The organism is Blastococcus sp. SYSU DS0539, assembly GCF_054050855.1.
Genome location: NZ_JBJHAF010000005.1, coordinates 185,067 through 207,323, shown reverse-complemented (window position 1 = coordinate 207,323; position 22,257 = coordinate 185,067). Strand labels below are relative to the sequence as shown.

19 protein-coding genes are annotated in these 22,257 nt (G+C 74.0%); 1 reads left to right on the top strand and 18 read right to left on the bottom strand.

The features are described from left to right. Complete coding sequence (gene pdxR / locus ACI790_RS08685; RefSeq protein ID WP_456569394.1) at positions 1–1,425, bottom strand: MocR-like pyridoxine biosynthesis transcription factor PdxR; 1,425 nt, start codon at positions 1,423–1,425, stop codon at positions 1–3. 84 nt (positions 1,426–1,509) lie between these two features. Between pdxR and ACI790_RS08680 the strand changes: the two genes are divergently transcribed. Continuing rightward, complete coding sequence (locus ACI790_RS08680) at positions 1,510–2,196, top strand: pyridoxamine 5'-phosphate oxidase family protein (RefSeq protein ID WP_456569393.1); 687 nt, start codon at positions 1,510–1,512, stop codon at positions 2,194–2,196. Here ACI790_RS08680 and ACI790_RS08675 read toward each other — a convergent pair. From ACI790_RS08675 to ACI790_RS08595, 17 genes are all read right to left on the bottom strand, one after another. Then, positions 2,180–3,367, bottom strand: coding sequence for a PQQ-dependent sugar dehydrogenase (locus ACI790_RS08675; RefSeq protein WP_456569392.1), 1,188 nt, complete (start codon positions 3,365–3,367; stop codon positions 2,180–2,182). The two genes, ACI790_RS08680 and ACI790_RS08675, sit on opposite strands and share 17 nt — an antisense overlap. A gap of 22 nt (positions 3,368–3,389) precedes the next feature. Further along, the gene (locus ACI790_RS08670) at positions 3,390–4,445 is read right to left on the bottom strand and encodes a polyprenyl synthetase family protein (RefSeq protein ID WP_456569391.1); all 1,056 of its coding nucleotides are present in this window, start codon (positions 4,443–4,445) and stop codon (positions 3,390–3,392) included. Continuing rightward, the gene (nuoN, locus tag ACI790_RS08665) at positions 4,445–6,001 is read right to left on the bottom strand and encodes an NADH-quinone oxidoreductase subunit NuoN (protein WP_456569390.1); all 1,557 of its coding nucleotides are present in this window, start codon (positions 5,999–6,001) and stop codon (positions 4,445–4,447) included. The genes ACI790_RS08670 and nuoN overlap by 1 nt, the downstream gene beginning before the upstream one ends. After that, the gene (locus tag ACI790_RS08660; RefSeq protein WP_456569389.1) at positions 5,998–7,590 is read right to left on the bottom strand and encodes an NADH-quinone oxidoreductase subunit M; all 1,593 of its coding nucleotides are present in this window, start codon (positions 7,588–7,590) and stop codon (positions 5,998–6,000) included. The genes nuoN and ACI790_RS08660 overlap by 4 nt, the downstream gene beginning before the upstream one ends. A 112-nt stretch (positions 7,591–7,702) precedes the next feature. After that, the gene (gene nuoL, locus ACI790_RS08655; protein WP_456569388.1) at positions 7,703–9,598 is read right to left on the bottom strand and encodes an NADH-quinone oxidoreductase subunit L; all 1,896 of its coding nucleotides are present in this window, start codon (positions 9,596–9,598) and stop codon (positions 7,703–7,705) included. Between the two features lie 16 nt (positions 9,599–9,614). Further along, on the bottom strand, positions 9,615–9,914 hold the full coding sequence (gene nuoK, locus ACI790_RS08650) for an NADH-quinone oxidoreductase subunit NuoK (protein WP_456569387.1): 300 nt from the start codon (positions 9,912–9,914) through the stop codon (positions 9,615–9,617). Further along, entirely contained in the window at positions 9,911–10,768 is an 858-nt protein-coding gene (locus ACI790_RS08645) for an NADH-quinone oxidoreductase subunit J (RefSeq protein ID WP_456569386.1), read from the bottom strand. The genes nuoK and ACI790_RS08645 overlap by 4 nt, the downstream gene beginning before the upstream one ends. Next, positions 10,765–11,379, bottom strand: a complete 615-nt coding sequence (nuoI, locus tag ACI790_RS08640; protein ID WP_456569385.1) for an NADH-quinone oxidoreductase subunit NuoI — start codon at positions 11,377–11,379, stop codon at positions 10,765–10,767. The genes ACI790_RS08645 and nuoI overlap by 4 nt, the downstream gene beginning before the upstream one ends. Beyond that, positions 11,372–12,856, bottom strand: coding sequence for an NADH-quinone oxidoreductase subunit NuoH (gene nuoH, locus ACI790_RS08635; protein ID WP_456569384.1), 1,485 nt, complete (start codon positions 12,854–12,856; stop codon positions 11,372–11,374). The genes nuoI and nuoH overlap by 8 nt, the downstream gene beginning before the upstream one ends. Then, positions 12,853–15,348: an NADH-quinone oxidoreductase subunit G gene (locus ACI790_RS08630; protein ID WP_456569383.1), complete on the bottom strand. Its 2,496-nt coding sequence runs from the start codon at positions 15,346–15,348 to the stop codon at positions 12,853–12,855. The genes nuoH and ACI790_RS08630 overlap by 4 nt, the downstream gene beginning before the upstream one ends. Further along, positions 15,345–16,673, bottom strand: a complete 1,329-nt coding sequence (gene nuoF, locus ACI790_RS08625) for an NADH-quinone oxidoreductase subunit NuoF (protein ID WP_456569382.1) — start codon at positions 16,671–16,673, stop codon at positions 15,345–15,347. Before nuoF ends, ACI790_RS08630 begins: the two co-directional genes overlap by 4 nt. A 3-nt stretch (positions 16,674–16,676) precedes the next feature. After that, entirely contained in the window at positions 16,677–17,759 is a 1,083-nt protein-coding gene (gene nuoE, locus ACI790_RS08620) for an NADH-quinone oxidoreductase subunit NuoE (protein WP_456569381.1), read from the bottom strand. After that, positions 17,756–19,087: an NADH-quinone oxidoreductase subunit D gene (locus ACI790_RS08615; protein ID WP_456569380.1), complete on the bottom strand. Its 1,332-nt coding sequence runs from the start codon at positions 19,085–19,087 to the stop codon at positions 17,756–17,758. Before ACI790_RS08615 ends, nuoE begins: the two co-directional genes overlap by 4 nt. Beyond that, positions 19,084–19,836, bottom strand: coding sequence for an NADH-quinone oxidoreductase subunit C (locus ACI790_RS08610; RefSeq protein WP_456569379.1), 753 nt, complete (start codon positions 19,834–19,836; stop codon positions 19,084–19,086). The genes ACI790_RS08615 and ACI790_RS08610 overlap by 4 nt, the downstream gene beginning before the upstream one ends. Then, complete coding sequence (locus tag ACI790_RS08605; protein ID WP_456569378.1) at positions 19,833–20,507, bottom strand: NuoB/complex I 20 kDa subunit family protein; 675 nt, start codon at positions 20,505–20,507, stop codon at positions 19,833–19,835. The genes ACI790_RS08610 and ACI790_RS08605 overlap by 4 nt, the downstream gene beginning before the upstream one ends. 13 nt (positions 20,508–20,520) lie before the next feature. Continuing rightward, the gene (locus ACI790_RS08600; RefSeq protein WP_347060736.1) at positions 20,521–20,883 is read right to left on the bottom strand and encodes an NADH-quinone oxidoreductase subunit A; all 363 of its coding nucleotides are present in this window, start codon (positions 20,881–20,883) and stop codon (positions 20,521–20,523) included. 93 nt (positions 20,884–20,976) lie between these two features. Then, positions 20,977–22,248: a geranylgeranyl reductase family protein gene (locus ACI790_RS08595; RefSeq protein ID WP_456569377.1), complete on the bottom strand. Its 1,272-nt coding sequence runs from the start codon at positions 22,246–22,248 to the stop codon at positions 20,977–20,979. Positions 22,249–22,257: the final 9 nt, after the last annotated feature.

Genomic DNA, 22,257 nt, shown 5'->3' with positions numbered 1-22,257 from the left:
CTAGGCGATCACCGCGGGCCCGCCTCCCTCCGGGGAGGCGGGCCCGCGGTCGTTCCCGGCGTGCTCGGCCAGCAGCGCGGTGAGCACGGGTAGCACCCGGCGCAGCTCCGCCCGGGTCGGGGCGGCGAAGCCCAGCACCAGCCCCGCCCGGCGGCCGACGCCGTCGAGGTGGTGCCGACCGAGGCCGTCCAGGGCCGTTCCCCGCCGCGCGGCGGCCGCCAGGACGGCGTCCTCGGCGGCGACGTCCGGCAGCGGCACGAGGACGTGGGCACCGGCCGGATCCCCCTCCACGGCGACCCCGGCCGCGGCGACCGCGGCGCGGACCTCGTCCCGCCGCCCCGCCATCTCCCGGCGCAGCCGGCGCAGGTGGCGGGCCAGGTCGCCGGAGGACGCCAGCGCGGCCAGCACCCGCTGCCCGGCCCGTGCCGGCCGGGTGCCGGTGGCGGTGCGGCGGGCCAGCAGGTCCGTCCGGAGCGCCGGCGGGGCCACCAGCCAGCCGACGCCGAGCGTGGGGCTGAGGATCTTGCTGGTCGTGCCCAGGTGGACCACGACGTCGGGTGCCAGCGCACCCAGCAGCGGCAGCGGGGCGACGTCGTAGCGCAGCTCGCCGTCGTAGTCGTCCTCGAGCACCCACCAGCCCTCGGCGCGGGCCCGGGCGACCAGTTCGAGCCGGCGTGCGGCGGACATCCGCCGGCCGAGCGGGTACTGGTGCGCCGGCGTGCAGTAGACCGCCGCCAGACCGGGCGGCAGGGCGTCGACGACCAGGCCGTCGTCGTCGACGGGCACCGGGACGACCGCCACCCCCGCGTCGCGGAGCGCGCCGGCGACCCGCTGGTAGCCCGGGTCCTCCACGGCCACCCGGCTGCCCGGCGGGAGGGTGCGCGCCACCTCGCCCACCGCCGCCGAGGTGCCACCGGTGGCGAGCACGTCGTCGGGGCCGGCGCCGAGCCCGCGGTGGCGGAGCAGGTGCTCCCCCACCACCCGGCGGAACGCGGGATCGCCCGCGGCGTCCGGGCCGCCGTCGGGCGGCAGGTCGCCCGCCGCCCGCCAGGCGCGGCGCCAGACCGCCCGGTCCAGCACCTCCAGGCAGGGCGATCCCGCGCGCAGGTCGACGAGCGCGGGGACGGCGGGCCCCGGCCGCGGTGGGGGCGCCGCGGCCGCCGGCGACGACGGCGCCGCGCCCAGCACGAACGTGCCCACCCCGCGGCGCCCGCCGGCCCATCCCTCGGCCAGCAGCTGGTCGTAGGCCGCCGCCGTCACCGTCCGGCTGACCCGCAGCGCCCCGGCGAGCTCGCGCGTCGACGGCAGCCGGTCCCCCGGGCGCAGCGTCCCCTCGGCGGCGGCGGTGCGCAGCGCGTCGGCGAGCTGCACCGACAGCGGGGTGCCCGACGCGCGGTCGAGCACCAGGGGCGGGATGCCGGTCACGGTCCTCCTCCGGCACGGTGGCCTGCCGGAAACCTAGTGCATTGGCCGTTCCGGAGGGCCACCGCACCACGGAGGATCGACGGCATGGACGTCGCTCCTCCGCTCTCCCCCACCGACCGCAGCACCGTGCGCCGCGGCAGCAGGCGTGCGCGCACCGACCGCGCCGACCTCCACGCGGTGCTCGACGCGGGGCTCATCGGCCACCTGGGGATCGAGCTCGGCGGGGCCCCGGTCGTGCTGCCCACGGGCTACGGACGGCGCGGCGAGATCCTCTACCTGCACGGTTCGACGGGGGCGGCGACGCTGCGGGCCGCCGCGGAGGGGGTGCCGGTGTGCTTCACCGTCACGCTCCTGGACGGGATCGTGTACGCCCGCTCCGCCTTCCACCACTCGGTCAACTACCGCTGCGCCGTCGTGCACGGCCGGGCCCGGCTGGTCGAGGACGCCGACGAGCGGCTGCTCGGCCTCCGGGTGCTCACCGAGCACCTGGCTCCCGGCTCGTGGACGGCGACCCGACTGCCCGACCGCCGGGAGCTGGCCGCGACCGCGGTGCTCGCCCTCGACCTGACCGAGGCGAGCGTGAAGATCCGCACCGGCCCGCCGGGGGACGACGAGCGCGAGCTGGCCGCCGACTCCGGCCCGGACCCGGTCTGGGCCGGGGTGCTGCCGCTGCGCACCGTGGTCGGGGAGCCGCTGCGCGATCCGCAGCTCCCCGCGCACGTGCCGGTGCCGGCGCGGGTCCGGGAGCGCCGGCTCAGCCCTGGGGGATGACGCGGAGCAGCTGGTCCCGGTCGCCTCCGTTGTCGGTCGTCACGTAGAGCGCGCCGTCGATCCCCTGCTCGACCGTGCGGATGCGGCCGTAGGTGCCGTCCAGCTCGGGTAACCGGAACTGCTCGACGAGGGATCCCGACTCGTCGAGGCGCAGCGCCAGCACGTGCTGCCCGCGCAGCGCGCCGAGCAGGAGCAGCCCGTCGTAGTCGCCCCACTGGCTGCCGTCGAGGAAGGTGCCGTCGCTCGGCGCTATCGGCGGGGCCCCCGAGTCCCAGACCGCCGGCACCGCGCCCTCGATCCCCGGGTCGGTCATCGGCACGCTCTCGTCGTAGCCCCCGCCGCCCGCGGGGTCCCAGCCGTAGTTGCCGCCGGGCTGCAACAGGTTGACCTCGTCGTTCCGGTCGGGACCGTGCTCGACGGAGTAGACCTGCCCGGTGCCGGGGCGGACGGCCAGGCCCTGCACGTTGCGGTGCCCGTAGGTCCAGATCAGGTCCGCGGCGCCGTCGTCCGGGGCCGCGAACGGGTTGTCCGGCAGCGCCTCCCCGGTCACCGGATCGGCGCGCAGCACCTTGCCGGCCAGCGAACCCAGGTCCTGCGGGGTGGTGCCCACCGCGTTGTCGCCGGTGCCCACCAGCAGCGCCCCGTCCGGGCCGAACGCCAGCCGGCAGCCGCCGTGCCGCCCGGAGCGCTCGTTGACCGGGATGCCGCCGATGAGCGGGTCGTCGACCCGGCGCGCGGAGCGCCAGTCCCCGGCGACGGTCCACGCGATCACCTCGATCGAGGCGGCGCCGCCGCCGGACACGCCCTGGCAGGTGTAGAACCGGCGGTTGTCCGCGAAGGCCGGGTCCAGCGCCAGACCCATCAGGCCGGTCTCCCCGGTGGCGAAGAGGTCACCGAGGTCGGCCGCCACCTGCTGGACGGTGCCGTCGGGCAGCACCGCCGTGAAGCCGTCGGCCCGCTCGTCGACCAGCAGGGTGCCGTCCTCGGCCTGGGCGACGTCCCAGGGGTGGTCGAGCCCGTCGGCCACCACCTCCACCGTCAGCGCCGGGGCGCCCGTGGGCGCCGAGGTCGTGGGCGGCGTCGAGACCGAGCCGGCGTCGTCCTCCGCCCCGCCCGAGCAGGCGGCGAGCGGAAGGGCCAGCGCGAGCAGGCAGGAGAGGGGCGACCGCATGGTCCGGCGGTGCCCACGCCGCTCAGCTGGTACGCGTCACCACGTAGTCGCACAGGGCCGACAGCGCGTCGCGGACGTCGCCCTCCGGCACGGCGCCGAGCCGCGCCCGCGCCCGGTCGGCGTACTCGCGCAGCACCTCGGTGGCGCGCTCCAGCGACCGCGACGCGCGCAGCAGCGCCAGCGCCTCGGCGTGCAGGGCGTCGTCGGTGACGGGGCCGGCCACCAGCTCGCGCAGCCGGGCCTCCGCGGGGTCCTCGCCGGCCAGCGCGAACAGCACCGGCAGCGTGGCGATGCCCTCGCGCAGGTCGGTGCCGGGCGACTTCCCCGAGACGCCGGCGCGGCTGACGATGTCGATCAGGTCGTCGGAGATCTGGAAGGCGACGCCCACCTCCTCGCCGAACTCGGTCAGCGCGGCCACCAGGCCGGCGTCCACGCCGGCGAAGGAGGCGCCGAAGCGGGCCGATGTCGCCACCAGCGATCCGGTCTTGTCGGCCAGCACGTCGAGGTAGTGGGCGATCGCGTCGTCGCCGGGCTGGGCGCCGACGGTCTCCTTGATCTGCCCCGTGACCAGCCGCTCGAAAGTGCGGGCCTGGATGCGCACGGCCTCCGGGCCGAGGTCGGCCAGGATGTCCGACGCCCGCGCGAAGAGCAGATCCCCGGTGAGGATGGCGATGCTGTTGCTCCACCGGCTGTTGGCGCTCGGCGCCCCCCGGCGGACGGCGGCCTCGTCCATGACGTCGTCGTGGTACAGCGTCGCCAGGTGGGTGAGCTCGCAGACCACCGCGGCCTGCGTCACCTGCGGGCGGGCCGGGTCGCCGAGCTGGGCGGCGAGCAGCGCCAGCATCGGGCGGAACCGCTTGCCCCCGGCGGCCATCAGGTGACCGGCGGCCTCCCGCACGAACGGGTGCTCGCTGCCCACGGCCTCGGCGAGCGCGGCCTCGACCCGGGAGAGCCCGTCGGCCAGCGCCTCCCCGAGCTCGCCCTCGGGGAGCCAGGGGCCGATGGTCGACGCCGGGGTGGAGATCCGGTGCCAGGCCTCGGTGGGAGTGCCCTCGACTGCGGCACGTGCTCCGGTCATCAACCGACGAAGATAGCCGCCTCCTCCGCGAGGGCGAGCACCGCCCCGGGGAGGATGCCGAGCACGAGGGTCCCCGCCGCCGTCACCGCGAGCACGACCGTCGTGGGCAGACCGGGGACGCCGACCGTCGGCCCGTCGGCGACCGGCTCGGAGAAGTACATCAGCACGATCACCCGCAGGTAGAAGAAGGCGGCGACCGCGCTGGCCAGCAGCGCCACCAGGACCAGCGGCCAGGCGCCCTGCTCGATGGCCGCCCGGAAGACGGCGAACTTCCCGGTGAACCCGGCGGTGAGCGGGATGCCGGCCAGCGCCAGCAGGAACAGCGTCATCGCCGCCGCGGTCAGCGGGGACCGCGCCCCGAGGCCGGCCCACTGCGACAGGTGGCCGGCCTCGCCGTCGCCGTCGCGCACCAGCGTGAGGACGGCGAAGGCGCCGAGCGTGGTGATCCCGTAGGTGACCAGGTAGAACATCGTGGCCGCGAGGCCGGAACCGCCGCCGTCGGCGCCGAGCCCGATGACGCCGGTGAGCAGGAAGCCGGCGTGGGCGACCGAGGAGTAGGCGAGCATCCGCTTGAGGTCGGTCTGGGTGAGGCCGAGGACCGCCCCCACCACCATCGAGGTGATGGCCACGGCGTAGACCAGCGGCCGCCAGGTCCACTCCGCGGTGCCGAAGGCCACGTAGAGCAGCCGCAGGATCGCGCCGAACGCCGCCACCTTCGTGCAGGCGGCCATGAAGGCGGTCACCGGCGTCGGGGCGCCCTGGTAGACGTCGGGGGTCCAGGAGTGGAACGGCGCGACGCTGGCCTTGAACAGCAGGCCGACGATCAGCAGGGCGAGCCCCAGGACGAGCAGCACCCCACCGGCGTCGGCGGTCGCCACCTCGCGGATGTCGCGGAGCAGGACGCTGCCGGTGGCGCCGTAGACCAGCGCCAGCCCGTAGAGGAAGAAGGCCGAGGCGAAGGCGCCCAGCAGGAAGTACTTGACGGCCGCCTCCTGGGAGAGCAGCCGGCGCCGCCGGGCCATCCCGCTGATCAGGTACAGCGGCAGGCTGAGCACCTCCAGCGCCACGAACATGACCAGCAGGTCGTTGGCCGCGACGAAGAGCATCATGCCGCCGATGGCGAACAGCGCCAGGGGGTAGACCTCGGTCTGCACCTGGGGCACCGTGGCCAGCTCGCGGTCCCGCGGGCTGCCCGCGGGAACGGCTGCGCTGACGACGAACGCCGACCGCGCCGGGTCCAGCGCCCGCTCGGCGAACAGCAGCATCGACAGCGCGCCGAGGCCGGTGATCGTCGCCTGCAGGAAGAGCGCCGGACCGTCGACGGCCAGCGCGCCCACGGCGGTCACCTCGGCCTCGGCGGGGAGGTCGCGGGTGCCGGCGAGCAGCAGCGTGGCCAGGAACGCCCCGACGGTGCCGGTGAGCGCGAGCCCCACCTGGAGCGGGTGCCGCAGCCTGCGCGGGGCGAAGGCCTCCACCAGGACGCCCACGCAGGCGGCGCCGAGGACGAGCAGCAGCGGCGCCAGCGCGGCGAAGGAGAGGTCGGGCGCCTCGATCATCGGTCGGTCCCTCCGGGGGCGCCCAGGTCGCCGAGGGTGGCGACGACGGCGGGTTCGATCAGGTCGATCAGCGGCTGCGGGTAGACGCCCAGGCCGATGATCAGCGCCACCAGGGGCGCGACCACGGCCAGCTCGCGCCGGCTCAGGTCGAGCACCCGGAGCGTGCCGCGCGGTGCGGTGCGGACGGCGGTGGCGGTGGCGCCGCCCCCGCCGGCCGGCAGGGGCTCGGCCGGGTCCTCCTGCAGCAGCACGCCTCGGGCCGGCCCATGCATGGTCCGCTGGTACATCAGCAGCACGTAGAGCGCGGCCAGGATGATGCCGACCGTCGCCAGGACCGTGAAGACCGGCCGCTCGGGGAACGAGCCGATCAGCACGAGGAACTCGCTGACGAAGCTGTTGGTGCCGGGCAGCGCCAGGGAGGCCAGGCCCGCCACCAGGAAGGCGCCGGCCAGCAGCGGCGCCTTCGCCGCGACGCCGCCGTAGTCGCGGATCTGGCGCGAGCCGCCCCGGCTGATCAGCATGCCGACGACGAGGAACAGCAGGCCCGTCGCGAGGCCGTGGTTGACCATGTAGAGCACCGCGCCGGTGGCCGCCTCGGTGGTGAAGGCGAAGATGCCCAGCGCGATGAAGCCGAAGTGCGAGATCGACGTGTAGGACACCAGCCGTTTCATGTCGCTCTGCCCCATGGCCAGCAGCGCGGCGTAGAGGATGCCGACGACCGCCAGGACCAGCACGAACGGCGCCAGGTCGCGGGAGGCGTCGGGGAACAGCGGCAGGCAGTAGCGCAGGAAGCCGAACGTGCCCACCTTGTCCAGGACGCCGACCAGCAGCACCGCCCCGCCGATCGGCGCCTCGGCACCGGAGTCGGGCAGCCAGGTGTGGAAGGGCACCAGCGGCGCCTTGATGGCGAAGGCGACGAAGAAGCCGAGGAACAGCAGCTTCTGCACGTCGGGGTCGATGTCGAGCTGCCGGAGCGCGTCGAAGGCGAAGGTGCCCTCCCCCAGCTGGCTGGTGCTCACCACGTACAGCCCGATGACCGAGGCGAGCATGACCAGCCCGCCGACCAGGCTGTAGACGAAGAACTTCACCGCGGCGTACTGCCGGCGCGGCCCGCCGAAGCTGCCGATCAGGAAGTACATCGGGACGAGCATCGCCTCGAAGAAGACGTAGAACAGCAGGATGTCGGTGGCGGCGAAGACGCCGACCATCATCGCCTCGAGCAGCAGCAGCCAGGCGAAGAAGACCCGCGCCGGACGCGGCCCGGCGTCGGCCTCGTGCCAGGAGGCGGTGATCACCAGCGGCACCAGCACGCCGATGAGCAGCAGCATCACCAGCGCGATGCCGTCGACGCCGAGCGCGAACTCGGACCCGAAGTCCGGGATCCAGGACACCGCCGTCGTCAGCTGGAACCGCTCACCGCCGGCGTCGAACGCCACCGTGGTGAGCAGCGCCAGCAGCAGGACGACGAGGCTGACGCCGAGCGCCACCTGCTTGGCCAGCAGCTCCCGCCCGCGGGGCAGTGCGGCGACGACCGCGGCACCGATCGCCGGGACGGCGATCATCGACAGGAGCCAGGGGAAGTCCGTCACCGTCGGGACGCCTTTCGATCCGGGGAAGCGGCGCTCGTCGCCACCTGGTCGCTCACGCGGGGCGCTCCGCTCCCCACTCGTTCCTCGCTGCGATGCGCACGCCCCTGTCCGCTCATCCCGCCGTCACCGCCAGGAGGGCACCGGCCACCACGACCGCACCGCCGAGCATCCCGAGCGCGTAGGTGCGCACGAAGCCGGTCTGCGCGCGGCCCAGCCGGGCCGACGAGCCGCCGAGCCCGGCGGCCAGGCCGTTGACCGCGCCGTCCACGCCGCGGTTGTCGACCCACACCAGGGCGCGGGTGAGCCACTGGCCGGGCCGCATGAACAGCGACTCGTTGACCGCGTCGGCGTAGAGCCCGTTGCGGGCTGCCCGCGTCACCGGGGAGACCCGGACCGGCGCGGTGACCGGCACCTCGCGGCGGCCGACGAACAGCCAGGCGACCAGGACGCCGAGCACCATCACGGCGGTCACCACCAGCCCGATGACGGCCGGGGCCACCACGTGCGCGGCCTCCGCCGGCTCGCCGTAGACCGGCGCCAGCCAGTCGGCCAGCGGGAACACCGACACCAGCAGCGCGCCGGCGAACACCGAGCCGAACGCCAGCACGACCATCGGCGCGGTCATCACCGCCGGGGCCTCGTGCGGGTGGACGCCCTCCTCCCACCGTGCCCGGCCGAAGAAGGTCATCAGCATCAGCCGGGTCATGTAGAAGGCGGTCAGCCCGGCACCGAGGACCATCACGCCACCGAGCACCCAGCCCCAGACGTCGCCGCGGTCCAGCGCCGCCTCGATGATCGCGTCCTTGGTGAAGTAGCCGGACAGGAACGGGAACCCGATCAGAGCCAGGTAGCCCAGCCCGAAGGTGGCGAAGGTGACCGGCAGCCTCTTCCAGAGCCCGCCGAACCGGCGCATGTCCACCGAGTCGTCCATCGCGTGCATGACCGAGCCCGCACCGAGGAACAGCCCGGCCTTGAAGAACCCGTGCGCGAGCAGGTGCGCCAGGCCCGCCACGTAGCCGGCCGGGCCCAGCCCGACGGCCAGGAACATGTAACCGATCTGGCTGACCGTCGAGTAGGCCAGCACCTTCTTGATGTCGTCGTAGGCGCACCCGGCGATCGCGCCGATGAGCAGGGTCAGCGCGCCGACCGCGAGGACGACGGCCCGCGCCGTCGGCGTCAGGTCGTAGATCGGGGCCGAGCGGGCGATCAGGTAGACGCCGGCGGTGACCATCGTGGCCGCGTGGATGAGCGCGGAGACGGGCGTGGGCCCCTCCATGGCGTCGGGCAGCCACGCCTGCAGCGGGAACTGGCCGGACTTGCCGCACGCGCCGAGCAGCAGGAGCAGCCCGATCGCGGTGATCGTCCCGCCCGCCAGGGTGCCCACCGACCCGAAGACGCCGGCGTAGGACGTCGTCCCGAGCTGGGCGAACATCACGAAGATCGCCAGGGCCAGACCGACGTCGCCGACCCGGTTCATGATGAACGCCTTCTTCGCCGCGGTGGCCGCGGCCGGGCGGGTGTACCAGAAGGCGATGAGCAGGTAGGACGCCAGGCCGACGCCCTCCCAGCCCACGTAGAGCGCCACGAAGCTGTTGCCGAGGACCAGCAGCAGCATCGCCGCGACGAACAGGTTCAGGTAGGCGAAGAACCGCCGGCGCGCGGGGTCGTGCGCCATGTAGCCGATCGAGTAGACGTGGATCAGCGACCCGACGCCGGTGGTCAGCAGGACGAACACCGCCGACAGCGGGTCGTAGAGCAGCCCGGCGGTCACGTCCAGCTCGCCGGTGGCGATGAAGGTGAACACCTCGACGTCGGCGGCGCGCCCGTCGAGGCCGGCGAGCTGCACGGTGCACGCCACGGCGAGGACGAAGGCCGCGACGACCGTCGCCGTCCCCAGCAGGTGACCCCAGCGGTCGGTGCGCCGGCCACCCAGCAGCAGCACCGCGGCACCGGCCAGCGGCAGCGCGATCAGCAGCCAGGAGGCGGCGAGGAGCCCTTCAGCAGGCACTGCAACCCCGTCCCGGTCAGTACTTCAGCAGGTTGACGTCGTCGACCGAGGCGGACCGGCGGGTCCGGTAGATCGACATGATGATGGCGAGGCCCACGACCACCTCGGCCGCGGCGACGACCATGACGAACAGCGCGATGATCTGGCCGTCGACGGTGCCGGTGGACCGGGCGAAGGTGATCAGCGTCAGGTTCACCGCGTTGAGCATCAGCTCGACGCACATGAAGACGACGATGGCGTTGCGCCGCACCAGGACGCCGACGGCGCCGATCGTGAACAGGATCGCGGCGAGCACCAGGTAGTAGCTGAGGTTCACCTGTGCTCCCCTCCCGTCCGGCCGCCCGGGGTGTCGCTGAGCGAGGGGGCGGGGGAGCCGAGCGCGGCGTCCGGGGAGCCGAGCTGCTCCCGGCCGATCGGGCGGGGCATCTGCTCCACCTGCTGCGGCTCGATCCCGGTGGCGAAGCTGTCCTCGGCGAGGCTGCCGTCGGGCAGCAGCCCCGGCGCGGCCACCGAGGTGGCGCGGGCGTGGACGCCCGGGCCGGGCAGGGTCTGCGGGCGGTCGGTGAGGAACCGCGCCCGGGACCGCTCCTTCTGCGTCTGCCGGGTGCCCGGTTCCTTCTCCACGTGGGTGAGCAGCAGGGCGCCGACCGCGGCGACGATGAGCAGCGCACCGGTGACCTCGAAGGCCAGCAGGTAGCGGGTGTACAGCAGCCCGGCGACCGCCTCCACGTTGCCCGACGCCGGCCCGCGCACACCGCCCTGCACCGCCTCCAGGCCCACGACGGGCAGGTCCTGGGTGGCCCGGGCGATGCCGGCGCCGACCAGGGCGGCGAAGCCGGCGCCCAGCAGGAGCGCGGCGACCCGCTGGCCGCGCAGCGTTTCGACCACCGAGTCGGAGGAGTCCCGGCCGACCAGCATGAGCACGAACAGGAACAGGATCATGATCGCCCCGGTGTAGACGATCACCTGCACCGCGCCGAGAAACGGCGCCTCCTGCACCACGTAGAAGACGCCCAGCGACAGCATGGTCAGCACCAGCCACAGCGCGGAGTGGATCGCGTTGCGGCTGAGCACCATGCCCAGCGCCCCCGCGAGGGCGAGCGGGCCGAGGATCCAGAAGATGACGGCCTCGCCGGTGCCGATGACGACGCCGGCGGTCTCCGGGGTCACGGGCGGGGCTCCGGCTCGCGCACGTAGTAGTCCTTCTCGTCGTCGCCGAGCCGCATGGGGTGCGGCGTGGGTTCCATGCCGGGCAGCAGCGGAGCCATGAGCTGCTCCTTGGTGTAGATCAGGTCGCGCCGGTTGTCGTCGGCCAGCTCGAAGTCGTTGCTCATGGTCAGCGACCGCGTGGGGCAGGCCTCGATGCACAGCCCGCAGAAGATGCAGCGCAGGTAGTTGATCTGGTAGACCGCGCCGTACCGCTCGCCCGGGGAGAAGCGGGCGTCCTCGGTGTTGTCGCCGCCCTCGACGTAGATGGCGTCGGCCGGGCAGGCCCATGCGCACAGCTCGCACCCGACACACTTCTCCAGCCCGTCGGGGTGCCGGTTGAGCACGTGCCGGCCGTGGTAGCGCGGCTTGGTCACCTTGGGCTCGAACGGGTACTGCTCGGTGGTGACCGTCCGGAACATCTGCCCGAAGGTCACGCCGAAGCCCTGAACGGCGGCGGGCAGCAGGCTGTCGCGTACCGCCGGGCGACTCCGGCCGCCCTCGGTGGAGTGCTCGACCTCCCCCCGGGAGCGCCGCACCATGTCGTGCTCGCCGGGCTTGCTGTGCTCAGGCATCGCCGTCCTCCTCTGATCTGGGAGCGCCGCGCCGTCCGGTGCCGACGACCGCTCCGGGGACCGGCTCGCCGTCGGTGCTCACCGGCTGCCGCCGCAGCCGGGGCGACGGCGGGACCCGGAGGTCCATCGGCGGGACCGGGAAGCCGCCCTCGGCCCGGACCGGACCGCCGGCCGGGCGGCGGCGTGCGCCGGCCGGGGGCAGCACCTCGGGCTCGGTGTGCGTCGGGTGGTTGGAGCCGGCGGCGGCCTCGACCGCCGCCAGCCGGGTGTCGCGGTGCCCGGCCCGGCCGGCGAACCAGAGGCCCACCAGCAGGACGATCGCGATGGGCACCCCCACGTAGAGGGCGACCTCGCCGGCGGAGAGATCGGCCTCGCGGGAGACGGTCCGCATCGTGGCGACGACGAGGATCCACACCAGCGAGACCGGGACCAGCACCTTCCAGCCGAACCGCATGAACTGGTCGTACCGGAGCCGGGGCAGCGTGCCGCGCAGCCAGATGAAGACGAAGAGCGCGGCGACGACCTTGAGGAAGAACCACAGCAGCGGCCACCAGCCGCTGTTCGCGCCGTCCCAGATCGAGATCGGCCACGGCGCGCGCCAGCCACCGAGGAACAGCGTCGCGGCCAGCGCGGAGACGGTGACCATGTTGATGTACTCGGCGAGGAAGAACAGCGCGAACTTCAGCGACGAGTACTCCGTGTGGAAGCCACCCACCAGCTCGCTCTCGGCCTCCGGCAGGTCGAACGGCGCCCGGTTGGTCTCCCCGACGACGGCGATCGCGTAGATCACGAAGGAGACCGGCAGCAGCACGATGTACCAGCTGGGCCCGGTGAACTCCCAGCCGAAGAAGGACAGCTGCGAACCGTCGGCCTGGGCGGCGACGATCTCCGAGGTCGACATCGTCCCGGCGTAGAGGAACACCGCGACCAGCGACAACCCCATCGCGATCTCGTAGCTGATCATCTGGGCCGCGCTGCGCAGGCTGCCCAGCAGCGGGTACGTCGAGCCGGAGGCCCAGCCGCCCAGGACGATGCCGTAGATGCCCATGGCGGACATCGCCAGGATGATCAGCACCCCGATCGGGGCATCGGTGAGCTGCAGCGGCGTCTGCTGGCCGAAGATGCTCACGACCGGGCCGAGCGGGATGACCGAGAAGGCGACGAACGCCGGGATCGTGGCGATCACGGGGGCCAGGAAGTACACCGGCTTGTCCGCCAGCGCCGGCATGATGTCTTCCTTGAACGCCAGCTTCAGCCCGTCGGCGAGGCTCTGCAGGTAGCCGCGCGGGCCGACCCGGTTGGGCCCGATCCGCTGCTGCATCCGCGCGACGACCTTGCGCTCGAACACGATCGCGAACAGCGTCATCAGCACCAGCACCGCGAAGACGCCGACGACCTTGATGAGGACGACCCACCAGACGTCCTGACCGAAGTCGGCCAGCGTCGGCTGGTCGGCCTCGAGGGCCCACACGCTCATCGCACGGCCTCCCCCGCGTCGGCGCTCGTGCGGGCCAGCCGCACGACGCTCCCGGGTCCGGCGCCCAGCGCCGTCCGGATCTCGCTGCCGGGCGAGCGCATCGGCAGCCACACCACCTGGTCGGGCATCGGGGTGATCAGCACCGGCAGGCTCACCGAGCCGGTGGACCCGCTGACGGTGAGCCGGTCGCCGTCGGCGAGGCCCAGCCGGGCGGCGGTCCCGGCGCCGACGCGGGCGACCGGGCGCCGGGCGGTGCCGGCGAGCTCGGGCTCGTCGCGCTGCAGCGTGCCGACGTCGAGCAGCTGGCGCCACGACGCGAGGACCGCCTCGTCGTCGCGCAGCTCCGGTGCGGCCGGCGGCGCGACGGACGGCGCCGGCCCCTCGGCGGCGGACCGGCGGGCGCCGAGAGCGGCCAGCGCGGCCCGGGCGACGTCCGGGGTGGGCAGTCGCAGGTCGACGTCCATCTCGTCGGCCAGGCCGTGCAGCACGCGGCCGTCGGTCAGCCGCCCGGTGCCGTGCAGGGTGGCGTCGAAGGGCCGCAGGCGGCCCTCCCAGTCGAGGTAGCTGCCCGACTTCTCCGACGCGGCGGCGACCGGCAGGACGACGTCGGCGCGCTCGGTCACCTCGCTCGGGAACATCTCCAGGCTGACGACGAACGCCGCGGCGTCCAGCGCCGCCAGGGCCAGCGCGGGATCGGGCAGGTCGGCCGGGTCGACGCCGCCGACGAGCAGCCCGGGCAGCCGCCCGCTGCGCGCGGCGGTCAGGATGCCGGTGACGTCCCGGCCGGGCTCGGCGGGCACGGCCGCGGGGTCGATGCCCCACAGCGCGGCCACCTCGGCGCGGGCGGCGGCGTCGTCGACGGCCCGGCCACCGGGCAGCAGGGTCGGCAGCGCGCCGGCCTCCACGGCGCCGCGCTCCCCGGCGCGGCGCGGCACCCAGGCCAGCCGGGCGCCGGTGGCCCGGGCCAGCTCCAGAAGCGCCGTGAACGCGCCGGGCACCTCGGCCAGCCGCTCACCGGCGAGGACGACGGCCCCCGGTCGGCGTAGCGCCTCGACGGCGGGGCCACCCCAGCTGCCCTCGGCGAGGGCCTGGATCGAGCGAGCCTCGGCACCGGGGAACGTGGTGAGCACGGTGGCCTGCAGCTTCTCGGCCGCGCGGGTGGCGAACGGGGCGAGGTCGAAGACCGCGAGGCCGCCGGTGCGGACCGCCCGGCGCAGCCGCAGGAAGAGGATCGGCGACTCCTCCTCCGGCTCCAGCCCGGCGAGCAGCACGGCGGGCGCGGAGCCGACGTCGTCGTAGGTGACGCCGCCGGTCGCCGGTCCGGTGCCGGCGATCGCCGTCCCGAGGAAGGCGAGCTCCTCGGCCGAGTGCGCGCGGGCGCGGGCGTCGACGTCGTTGGTGCCCAGCGCCACCCGGGCGAAGGTGGCCCAGGCGTAGGCGTCCTCGAGCGTGAGCCGGCCGCCGGGGAGCACGCCGACGCCGCCCTCGGCCCGCGCCCGGAGCAGCCCGGCGGCGGCCGCGGCCCACGCCTCGGGCCAGGACGCGGGCGCCAGCCGGCCGTCCGCTCCCCGCACCAGCGGGGTGGTCAGCCGCTCGTTGGCGGTGGCGTAACGGAACGCGTAGCGGCCCTTGTCGCAGGTCCACTCCTCGTTGACCGCCGGGTCATCCCCGGCCAGCCGCCGGGTGACCTTGCCGCGCCGGTAGTCGGTGCGCATCGCGCAGCCGGAGGCGCAGTGCTCGCAGACGCTGGGCTCGCTGCGCAGGTCGAACGGCCGGGCGCGGAACCGGTACTGGGCGCTGGTGAGGGCGCCGACCGGGCAGATCTGGGTGGTGTTGCCGGAGAAGTAGGACTCGAACGGCTCGTCCTCGTAGATGGCCACCTGCTCCAGCGCGCCGCGTTCGAACAGCTCGATGAACGGGTCGCCGGCGACCTGCTGGGAGAACCGGGTGCAGCGGGCGCAGAGGACGCACCGCTCCCGGTCGAGCAGGATCTCGCTGCTGATCGGCAGCGGCTTGGGGTAGGTGCGCTTCTCGTCGACGTACCGGCTCTCGGCGCGGCCGTTGCTCATCGCCTGGTTCTGCAGCGGGCACTCGCCGCCCTTGTCGCAGACCGGGCAGTCGAGCGGGTGGTTGATCAGCAGCAGCTCCATCGTGCCCTGCTGAGCCTTGTCGGCCTGGGGGCTGGTGAGCTGGGTCTGCACGACCATGCCCTCGCTGACCGGCATGGTGCAGGAGGCGACCGGCTTGCGCTGGCCCTCGACCTCGACCAGGCACTGCCGGCAGGCACCGATCGGCTCCAGCAGCGGGTGGTCGCAGAACCGCGGGATCTGGACGCCGATCTGCTCGGCGGCGCGGATGATCAGCGTCCCCTTGGGCACGGCGACGTCGAAGCCGTCGATCGTGCAGTGCACGGCGTCCGGCGGGGTGTGCGGACCGGGGGCGCCCGGCGGCACCGCTGGGGCGGGGGGCGGGTTGGTGGGCGTGAGCGTCATGACGCGGCTCCGACCGGCTCGAGGGGGAGGGAGCGGCCGAGCCGGGCCTGCTCCTCGGGCGGCAGCAGGGCGACGTAGTCGTCCTTGAAGTACTTCAGCGAGCTGGTGATGCAGCTGGTGGCGCCGTCCCCGAGGGCGCAGAACGAGCGGCCGAGGATGTTGTCGCAGGTGTCGACCAGGACGTCGAGGTCCTGGGCGGTGCCCCGGCCGTGCGCGATCCGCTCGAGGACCTGCACCAGCCAGTAGGTGCCCTCGCGGCAGGGGGTGCACTTGCCGCAGCTCTCGTGGGCGTAGAACTCGGTGAACCGCAGGGTGGCCTCGACGATCGAGTCGGTCTCGTCGAACACCATGAGCGCGGTGGTGCCGAGCATGGAGCCGGCCGCCGCGACCGAGTCGAAGTCCAGCGGGACGTCGAGGTGCTCGGCGGTGAAGTACGGCGTCGACGAGCCGCCCGGCGTCCAGAACTTCAGCTCGTGGCCGGGGCGGACGCCGCCGGCCATCTCCAGCAGCTCGCGCATCGTCGTCCCCATGGGGGCCTCGTACTGGCCCGGCCGGACGACGCGGCCCGACAGCGAGTAGATCTTCGGGCCCGGCGACTTCTCCGGGCCGAACGCCTTGAACCACTCGGCACCGCCGCGGACGACGAACGGCACGCTGGCCAGGGTCTCCACGTTGTTGATGACCGTCGGGGCGCCGTACAGGCCGGCGACCGCGGGGAACGGCGGCTTGAGCCGGGGCTGGCCGCGGTAGCCCTCGAGGGAGTCCAGCAGCGCGGTCTCCTCGCCGCAGATGTACGCCCCGGCGCCGGCGTGCACGACCAGCTCGAGGTCGTATCCGGAGCCGAGGATGTCGGTGCCGAGGTAGCCGGCGGCGTAGGCCTCGCCCACGGCGTTGAGCAGCCGCCGGTGGGCGTGCACCGCCTCGCCGCGGACGTAGATGACGGCGAGCTTCGACCGGATCGCGTAGGACGAGATGATCACGCCCTCGATGAGCGAGTGCGGGTCGGCCATCATCAGCGGCAGGTCCTTGCAGGTGCCCGGCTCGCCCTCGTCGGCGTTGACCACCAGGTACTTCGGCATCGCCGCCGGGCCGCTGGGCTCCTCCCCGGGCTTGGGCTGCGGGATGAAGCTCCACTTCATCCCGGTCGGGAAGCCGGCGCCGCCGCGGCCGCGCAGGCCGGAGTCCTTGACCAGGGTGACCAGCTCGTCGGGCTGCATCGTCAGCGCGGTCCGCAGCGCGGCGTAGCCGTCGAGCCGCTCGTAGGTGGACAGCCGCCACGACTGCTCGGCGCCCCAGCGGCTGGTGAGGACAGGAGTGAGGGGCACGGCTCATCGCCTCCGCTGAGGGCCGCGGCCCTGGGTCGTCCGGGACGGGGCATCGGGCCCCTGGGGAGCTGGGGGTCGGCCGCCGGGCCCCTGCCCGGTGGTCCCCGGCTCCTGGCCCGCGGGCGTGTCGGTGCCCCCCCGGCCGTCCGGCAGCCGCCGGCCGGCCGGTTCAGGGGCGTCGGGGTGGGAACCCGCGGCGCCGGCCTTCTCGGCCGGGGTGTCCGCGGCAGCGACGCGCGCGTCTGCCGCCTCCTTGCCCGGGGTCTCACCCGTGCCGCCCGACGGGCGGACCGTCTCTCGCGGCTCACCGGCATCGGCGGGCTCGGGCTCCGGGCCGCGCATCGGCGGGGCCGACTCGCCGCGCTCGGCGGCCAGCCGCAGACCGCGCAGCGTCGGCTCGTAGTGGCCCGGAGCGTCGACGGCGGCGGCCGCGGCCGCGGCGTCCGGGTGCTGGGAGAACCCGGCCAGCTGCCGGGAGATCCCCCGGAAGTCGGTGAGCGGGGCGCCGCGGGTGGGTGCCGGCTTCTCGCCCCGGCGCAGGGCCGCCACGAGCTCGCGGGCACTGTCGACGTCCTGCTGGTCGTAGAACTCGTAGTCGACGGTGACCACCGGCGCGTAGTCGCAGGCGGCCAGGCACTCGGCGTGCTCGAGGGTGATCGAGCCGTCGGCGGCGGTCTCGTCGTGGTGGACGCCGAGGTCGGCCGACAGCGCGTCCATGATCCGCTGCCCGCCGAGGACGGCGCACAGCGTGTTGGTGCAGACGCTGACCAGGTGCCGCCCGGTCGGCCGACGCTTGTACATCGTGTAGAAGGTCGCCACCGCGCCGACCTCCGCCTTGGTCAGCCCGAGCTCCTCGGCGCAGAGCGCGACGCCCTCGGGGGTGACGTAGCCCTGGTAGCTCTGCACCAGGTGCAGCATCGGCAGCAGCGCCGACCGGGCCACCGGGTAGCGGGCGATGATCTCCCGCGCCTCGATGCGGGCCTGCTCGGTCAGCGGCGGGACCTCGGCGAGGGACGCGACGTCGACCGGGCTCGAGTCGAGCCCGGTCACCGCCGTCGCCTCGGGACTGCCCGGAAGTGCACTCACCTGTCGACGCCCCCCATCACCGGGTCGATCGATGCGATCGCGGCGATGACGTCGGCGATCATGCCGCCCTCGCTCATCGCCGCCGTGGCCTGGAGGTTCACGAAGCTGGGGTCCCGCACGTGGACGCGCCACGGGCGGGTGCTGCCGTCGCTGACCACGTGGTAGCCGAGCTCCCCGCGGGGTGACTCGATCGGCACGTAGACCTGGCCGGCCGGCACCCGGAACCCCTCGGTGACCAGCTTGAAGTGGTGGATCAGGGCCTCCATGGACTGGCCCATGATGTGCCGGACGTGGTCGAGGGAGTTGCCCATGCCGTCGGGCCCGAGGCTCAGCTGGGCGGGCCAGGCGATCTTCTTGTCGTCGACCATCACCGGGCCGGGCTCGAGCCGGTCCAGCGCCTGGCCGATCAGCCGCAGCGACTCGTTCACCTCGGCCATGCGGACCAGGTACCGCCCCCAGGCATCGCAGGTGTCCGCCGTCGGCACCTCGAAGTCGTAGGTCTCGTAGCCGAGGTAGGGCTCGACCTTGCGCAGGTCCCACGCCAGGCCGGTGGCGCGCAGGACCGGCCCGGTGACGCCGAGCGCGACGCAGCCGGTCAGGTCCAGGTAGCCGGCGTCCTTGAGCCGGTTCTGCCAGATCGGCTGTCCGGTGAGCAGCCGGTGGAAGTCCGCGACCCGCTTCGGGAAGACCTCCAGGAACTCGCGGATGCTCTCGACCGAGCCCTCGGGGAGGTCCTGCGCCAGGCCGCCCGGGCGGATGTAGGCGTGGTTCATCCGCAGGCCGGTGATCTCCTCGAGCAGGTCGAGGACCATCTCCCGCTCGCGGAAGCCGTTGGTCATGCCGGTGAGGGCGCCCATCTCCATGCCGAAGGTGGCCAGCGCGACCAGGTGCGAGGCGATCCGGTTGAGCTCCATCACCAGCACGCGGATCGTCTGGGCCCGCTGCGGCACCTCGACGCCCAGCAGCTTCTCGACGGCCATGCAGTAGCCGGCCTCGTTGAACAGCGGGGCCAGGTAGTCCATCCGGGTCACGAACGTGGTGCCCTGCACCCAGTTGCGGTACTCGGTGTTCTTCTCGATGCCGGTGTGCAGGTAGCCGATGACCACCCGGGCCTTCGTCACCGTCTCGCCCTCGAGGTCCAGGACCAGCCGCAGCACGCCGTGCGTCGAGGGGTGCTGCGGGCCCATGTTGACCACGAGGCGCTCCTCGCCGTGCGGATCGGCGCCGAGCGTGAGGTCCCAGTCCCCGCCGGTGACCGTGTAGACGCGGCCCTCGGTGGTCTCGCGCGAGCCCGCGTAGGGGTCGCTCGGGTTGTACGTGGTGCTCATCGGTACGCCCTCCGGGTGTCCGGCGGCGGGATCGTCGCGTCGTGGTACTCCACCGGGATCCCGCCCAGCGGGTAGTCCTTGCGCTGGGGGTGGCCGTCCCAGTCGTCGGGCATGAGGATCCGGGTCAGCGCCGGGTGGCCGTCGAAGACGACGCCGAACATGTCCCAGGTCTCGCGCTCGTGCCAGTCCGCCGTCGGGTAGATCCCGGTGACCGACGGGACGTGCGGGTCCTCCGCGGTCACCGCCACCTCCAGCCGGACGCGGCGCCGGTAGGTCATCGACGTCAGGTGGTAGACGACGTGCAGCCGCGGCCGGCCGGGCGCCACCTCGGGGCCACCGCTGTCGAGGTAGTCGACCCCGGAGACGCTGCTGCACAGCTCGAAGCGCAGCGCCTCGTCGTCGCGGAGCGCCTGCACGAGGGTGAGCAGGTGCTCGCGGGCGACGAAGTAGGTGATCTCGCCCCGGTCGACCAGCACCCGCTGGACGGCGGCGGCGTAGGTCGCCTCGCCGACGGCCTCGATCAGCGCGTCGGTGACCTCGTCGAAGTAGCCGCCGTAGGGCCGCTCGGTGGAGTGCAGCGCCACCGCCCCGCCGGGCTCGACGCGCACCAGCCCGCCGAAACCGGAGGTGTCGCCGCTGCCGCTGACGCCGAAGGAGCCCTTCCGGAAACCGCCCGAGGGCGCCGTGCTGTCGTCGTACCCGGCCTCCTCGCGGCCGGGGACGACGTTCGACCCGCCGTCGTTGCTCATCGCCGGTCCCCCGCCCCCGGCAGCAGCACCGCGTTGCCCTCGCGCTGCTCCATGAGGAACTGACCGGTGCGGCCCTCGGCGGCGGCCTGCTCGTAGGCGCGGCGGGCGGCCTTGTCGACGCGGACCGTCGAGGGCATCTCGACCAGGAGGTCCTTCGCGGTGCCGTCCTCGCGGGCCTGCTGCTGCTGGCGGGCCCGCTTCTCGCCCAGCGGCTCGTGCTGGATCTTGTGGTGCAGCTTCAGGATCGCGTCCATGAGCATCTCCGGCCGCGGCGGGCAGCCGGGCAGGTACATGTCCACCGGGACGACGTGGTCGACGCCCTGCACGATCGCGTAGTTGTTGAACATGCCGCCGGAACTGGCGCACACGCCCATCGCCAGCACCCAGCGCGGCTCGGGCATCTGGTCGTAGATCTGCCGCAGGACCGGCGCCATCTTCTGGCTCACCCGGCCGGCGACGATCATCAGGTCGGCCTGCCGCGGCGAGGCGCGGAAGACCTCCATGCCGAACCGGGCGAGGTCGTACCGGCCGGCGCCGGACGCCATCATCTCGATGGCGCAGCAGGCCAGGCCGAACGTGGCCGGCCACAGCGACGACTTGCGGGTCCAGTTGACCAGCTTCTCCACGCTGGTCAGCAGGACGCCGCTGGGCAGCTTCTCCTCGAGTCCCATCAGGTGCTCCCTGTCAGTCCCACTCGAGCCCCCCGCGCCGCCACTCGTAGGCGAAGGCGAGGAAGACGGTGCCGATGAATACGACCATCGCGACCAGGCCCCACACACCCAGCGCGTCGTTGGCGACGGCCCAGGGGTAGAGGAAGACGATCTCGATGTCGAAGACGATGAACAACATCGCGGTCAGGTAGTACTTGACCGGGAAGCGGCCGCCGGTGAGCGGCTGGTCGACCGGTTCGATGCCGCACTCGTAGGCCGCCAGCTTTGCCCGGTTGTACCGGCGGGGGCCCACGAACGGAGCGACGGCGACCGAGAACAGCGCGAACGCCGCGGCCAGCGCGAAGAGCCCGACGATCGGGACGTAGGTCGAGAGCATCATCGCCACCCTAGGGTGATGTCGGTCACGTAGAGGTCACGCTTCGGCCACGGAGCGTCCGTGTCGGGTCGTCGTGTCGGCACAGCAGCCACCTCAGGTCGCCGGCGTCAGTCGGAGGATGACGGCGAGCGCGCGGTCGACCGCGTCGCCGTCCCGGCCGTCGGACAGGTTGCCCATGACCCGCAGCGCCGCGTCGGTGAGCGCGGGCCGGCGCAGCCCGCGCCCCGCGACGAGCCGGACGACGGCCGGGCGGGTCAGCAGCGCGAGGAAGCCGAGGCCGAGGCGGTGGTGCCGGCCGAGCTCGGCGCGCAGCCGCTCGGGGTAGCGGTGCAGGACCTCCTCGCGGACGGCGCCCGCGGGCAGCCGGAGCGCGTCGACGACGGCCTCGGCGGCCATGCGGCCGCTCTCGACGGCGTAGCTGATGCCCTCGCCGTTGCAGGGGTTCACCGTGCCGGCGGCGTCGCCGGCCAGCAGCAGCCCGCGCGTGTAGGCGGGGCCCCGGCTCAGCGCCATCGGCAGCCCGGCGCCGCGCAGCGGGGTGACGGCGTCGTCCTCCCCCAGCCCGTCCTCGGCCGGGAAGGTGTCCAGCCAGCGCCGGAGGACCATCCTGCGGTCGGCGCCGGTGCCGCGGCGGGTGTCGAGCAGGCCGTAGCCCACGTTCGCCGTCCCGTCGCCCATGCCGAAGATCCAGCCGTAGCCGGGCATGGCGTCCCGGGTCGGGCCCTGCGCCGTGAGGTCGAAGGCGATGTCGAGGTAGTCGTCGTCGCTGCGGCGGCTGCGCACGTACCGCCGGAGCGCGACGCCCAGCGGCCGGTCGGTGCGCCGCAGCAGCCCCAGGCTCTTGGCCAGGCGACCGGACAGCCCCTCCGCCGAGACGACGAGCTGAGCCCGCCAGGTGACCGGTTGGCCGTCGTCGCCGGCCTCCCCGCGGACGCCGACCACCCGGCCGCCGTCGTCGAGCAGCGGTTCGGTGACCGTCGTCCCGGTGACCAGGCGCGCGCCGGCCCGGACGGCGTGGTCGGCCAGCAGCGCGTCCAGTTCCCGGCGGGTGCGGACCAGGCCGTGGTCGGGCCAGGAGTCCAGCCGGGGCCAGTCGACCTCGGCCACCCGGCCCCCGCCGTGCACCCGAAGCCCAAGGCGGCGCACCCAGCCCGCGGTCGAGGTGTCCACGCCCATGTCGTGCAGCGCCCGCACCCCGCGCGGGGTCAGCCCGTCGCCGCAGACCTTCTCCCGCGGGAACTGCGCCTTTTCCAGCACCGCCACGTCCAGGCCCGCGCAGGCGAGGTGCCAGGCGGCGCTCGACCCGGCCGGCCCGGCGCCGACCACGACGACGTCGGCGGTGTGCTCGATCGAGGCCAGTGCCACGTCGCTCCC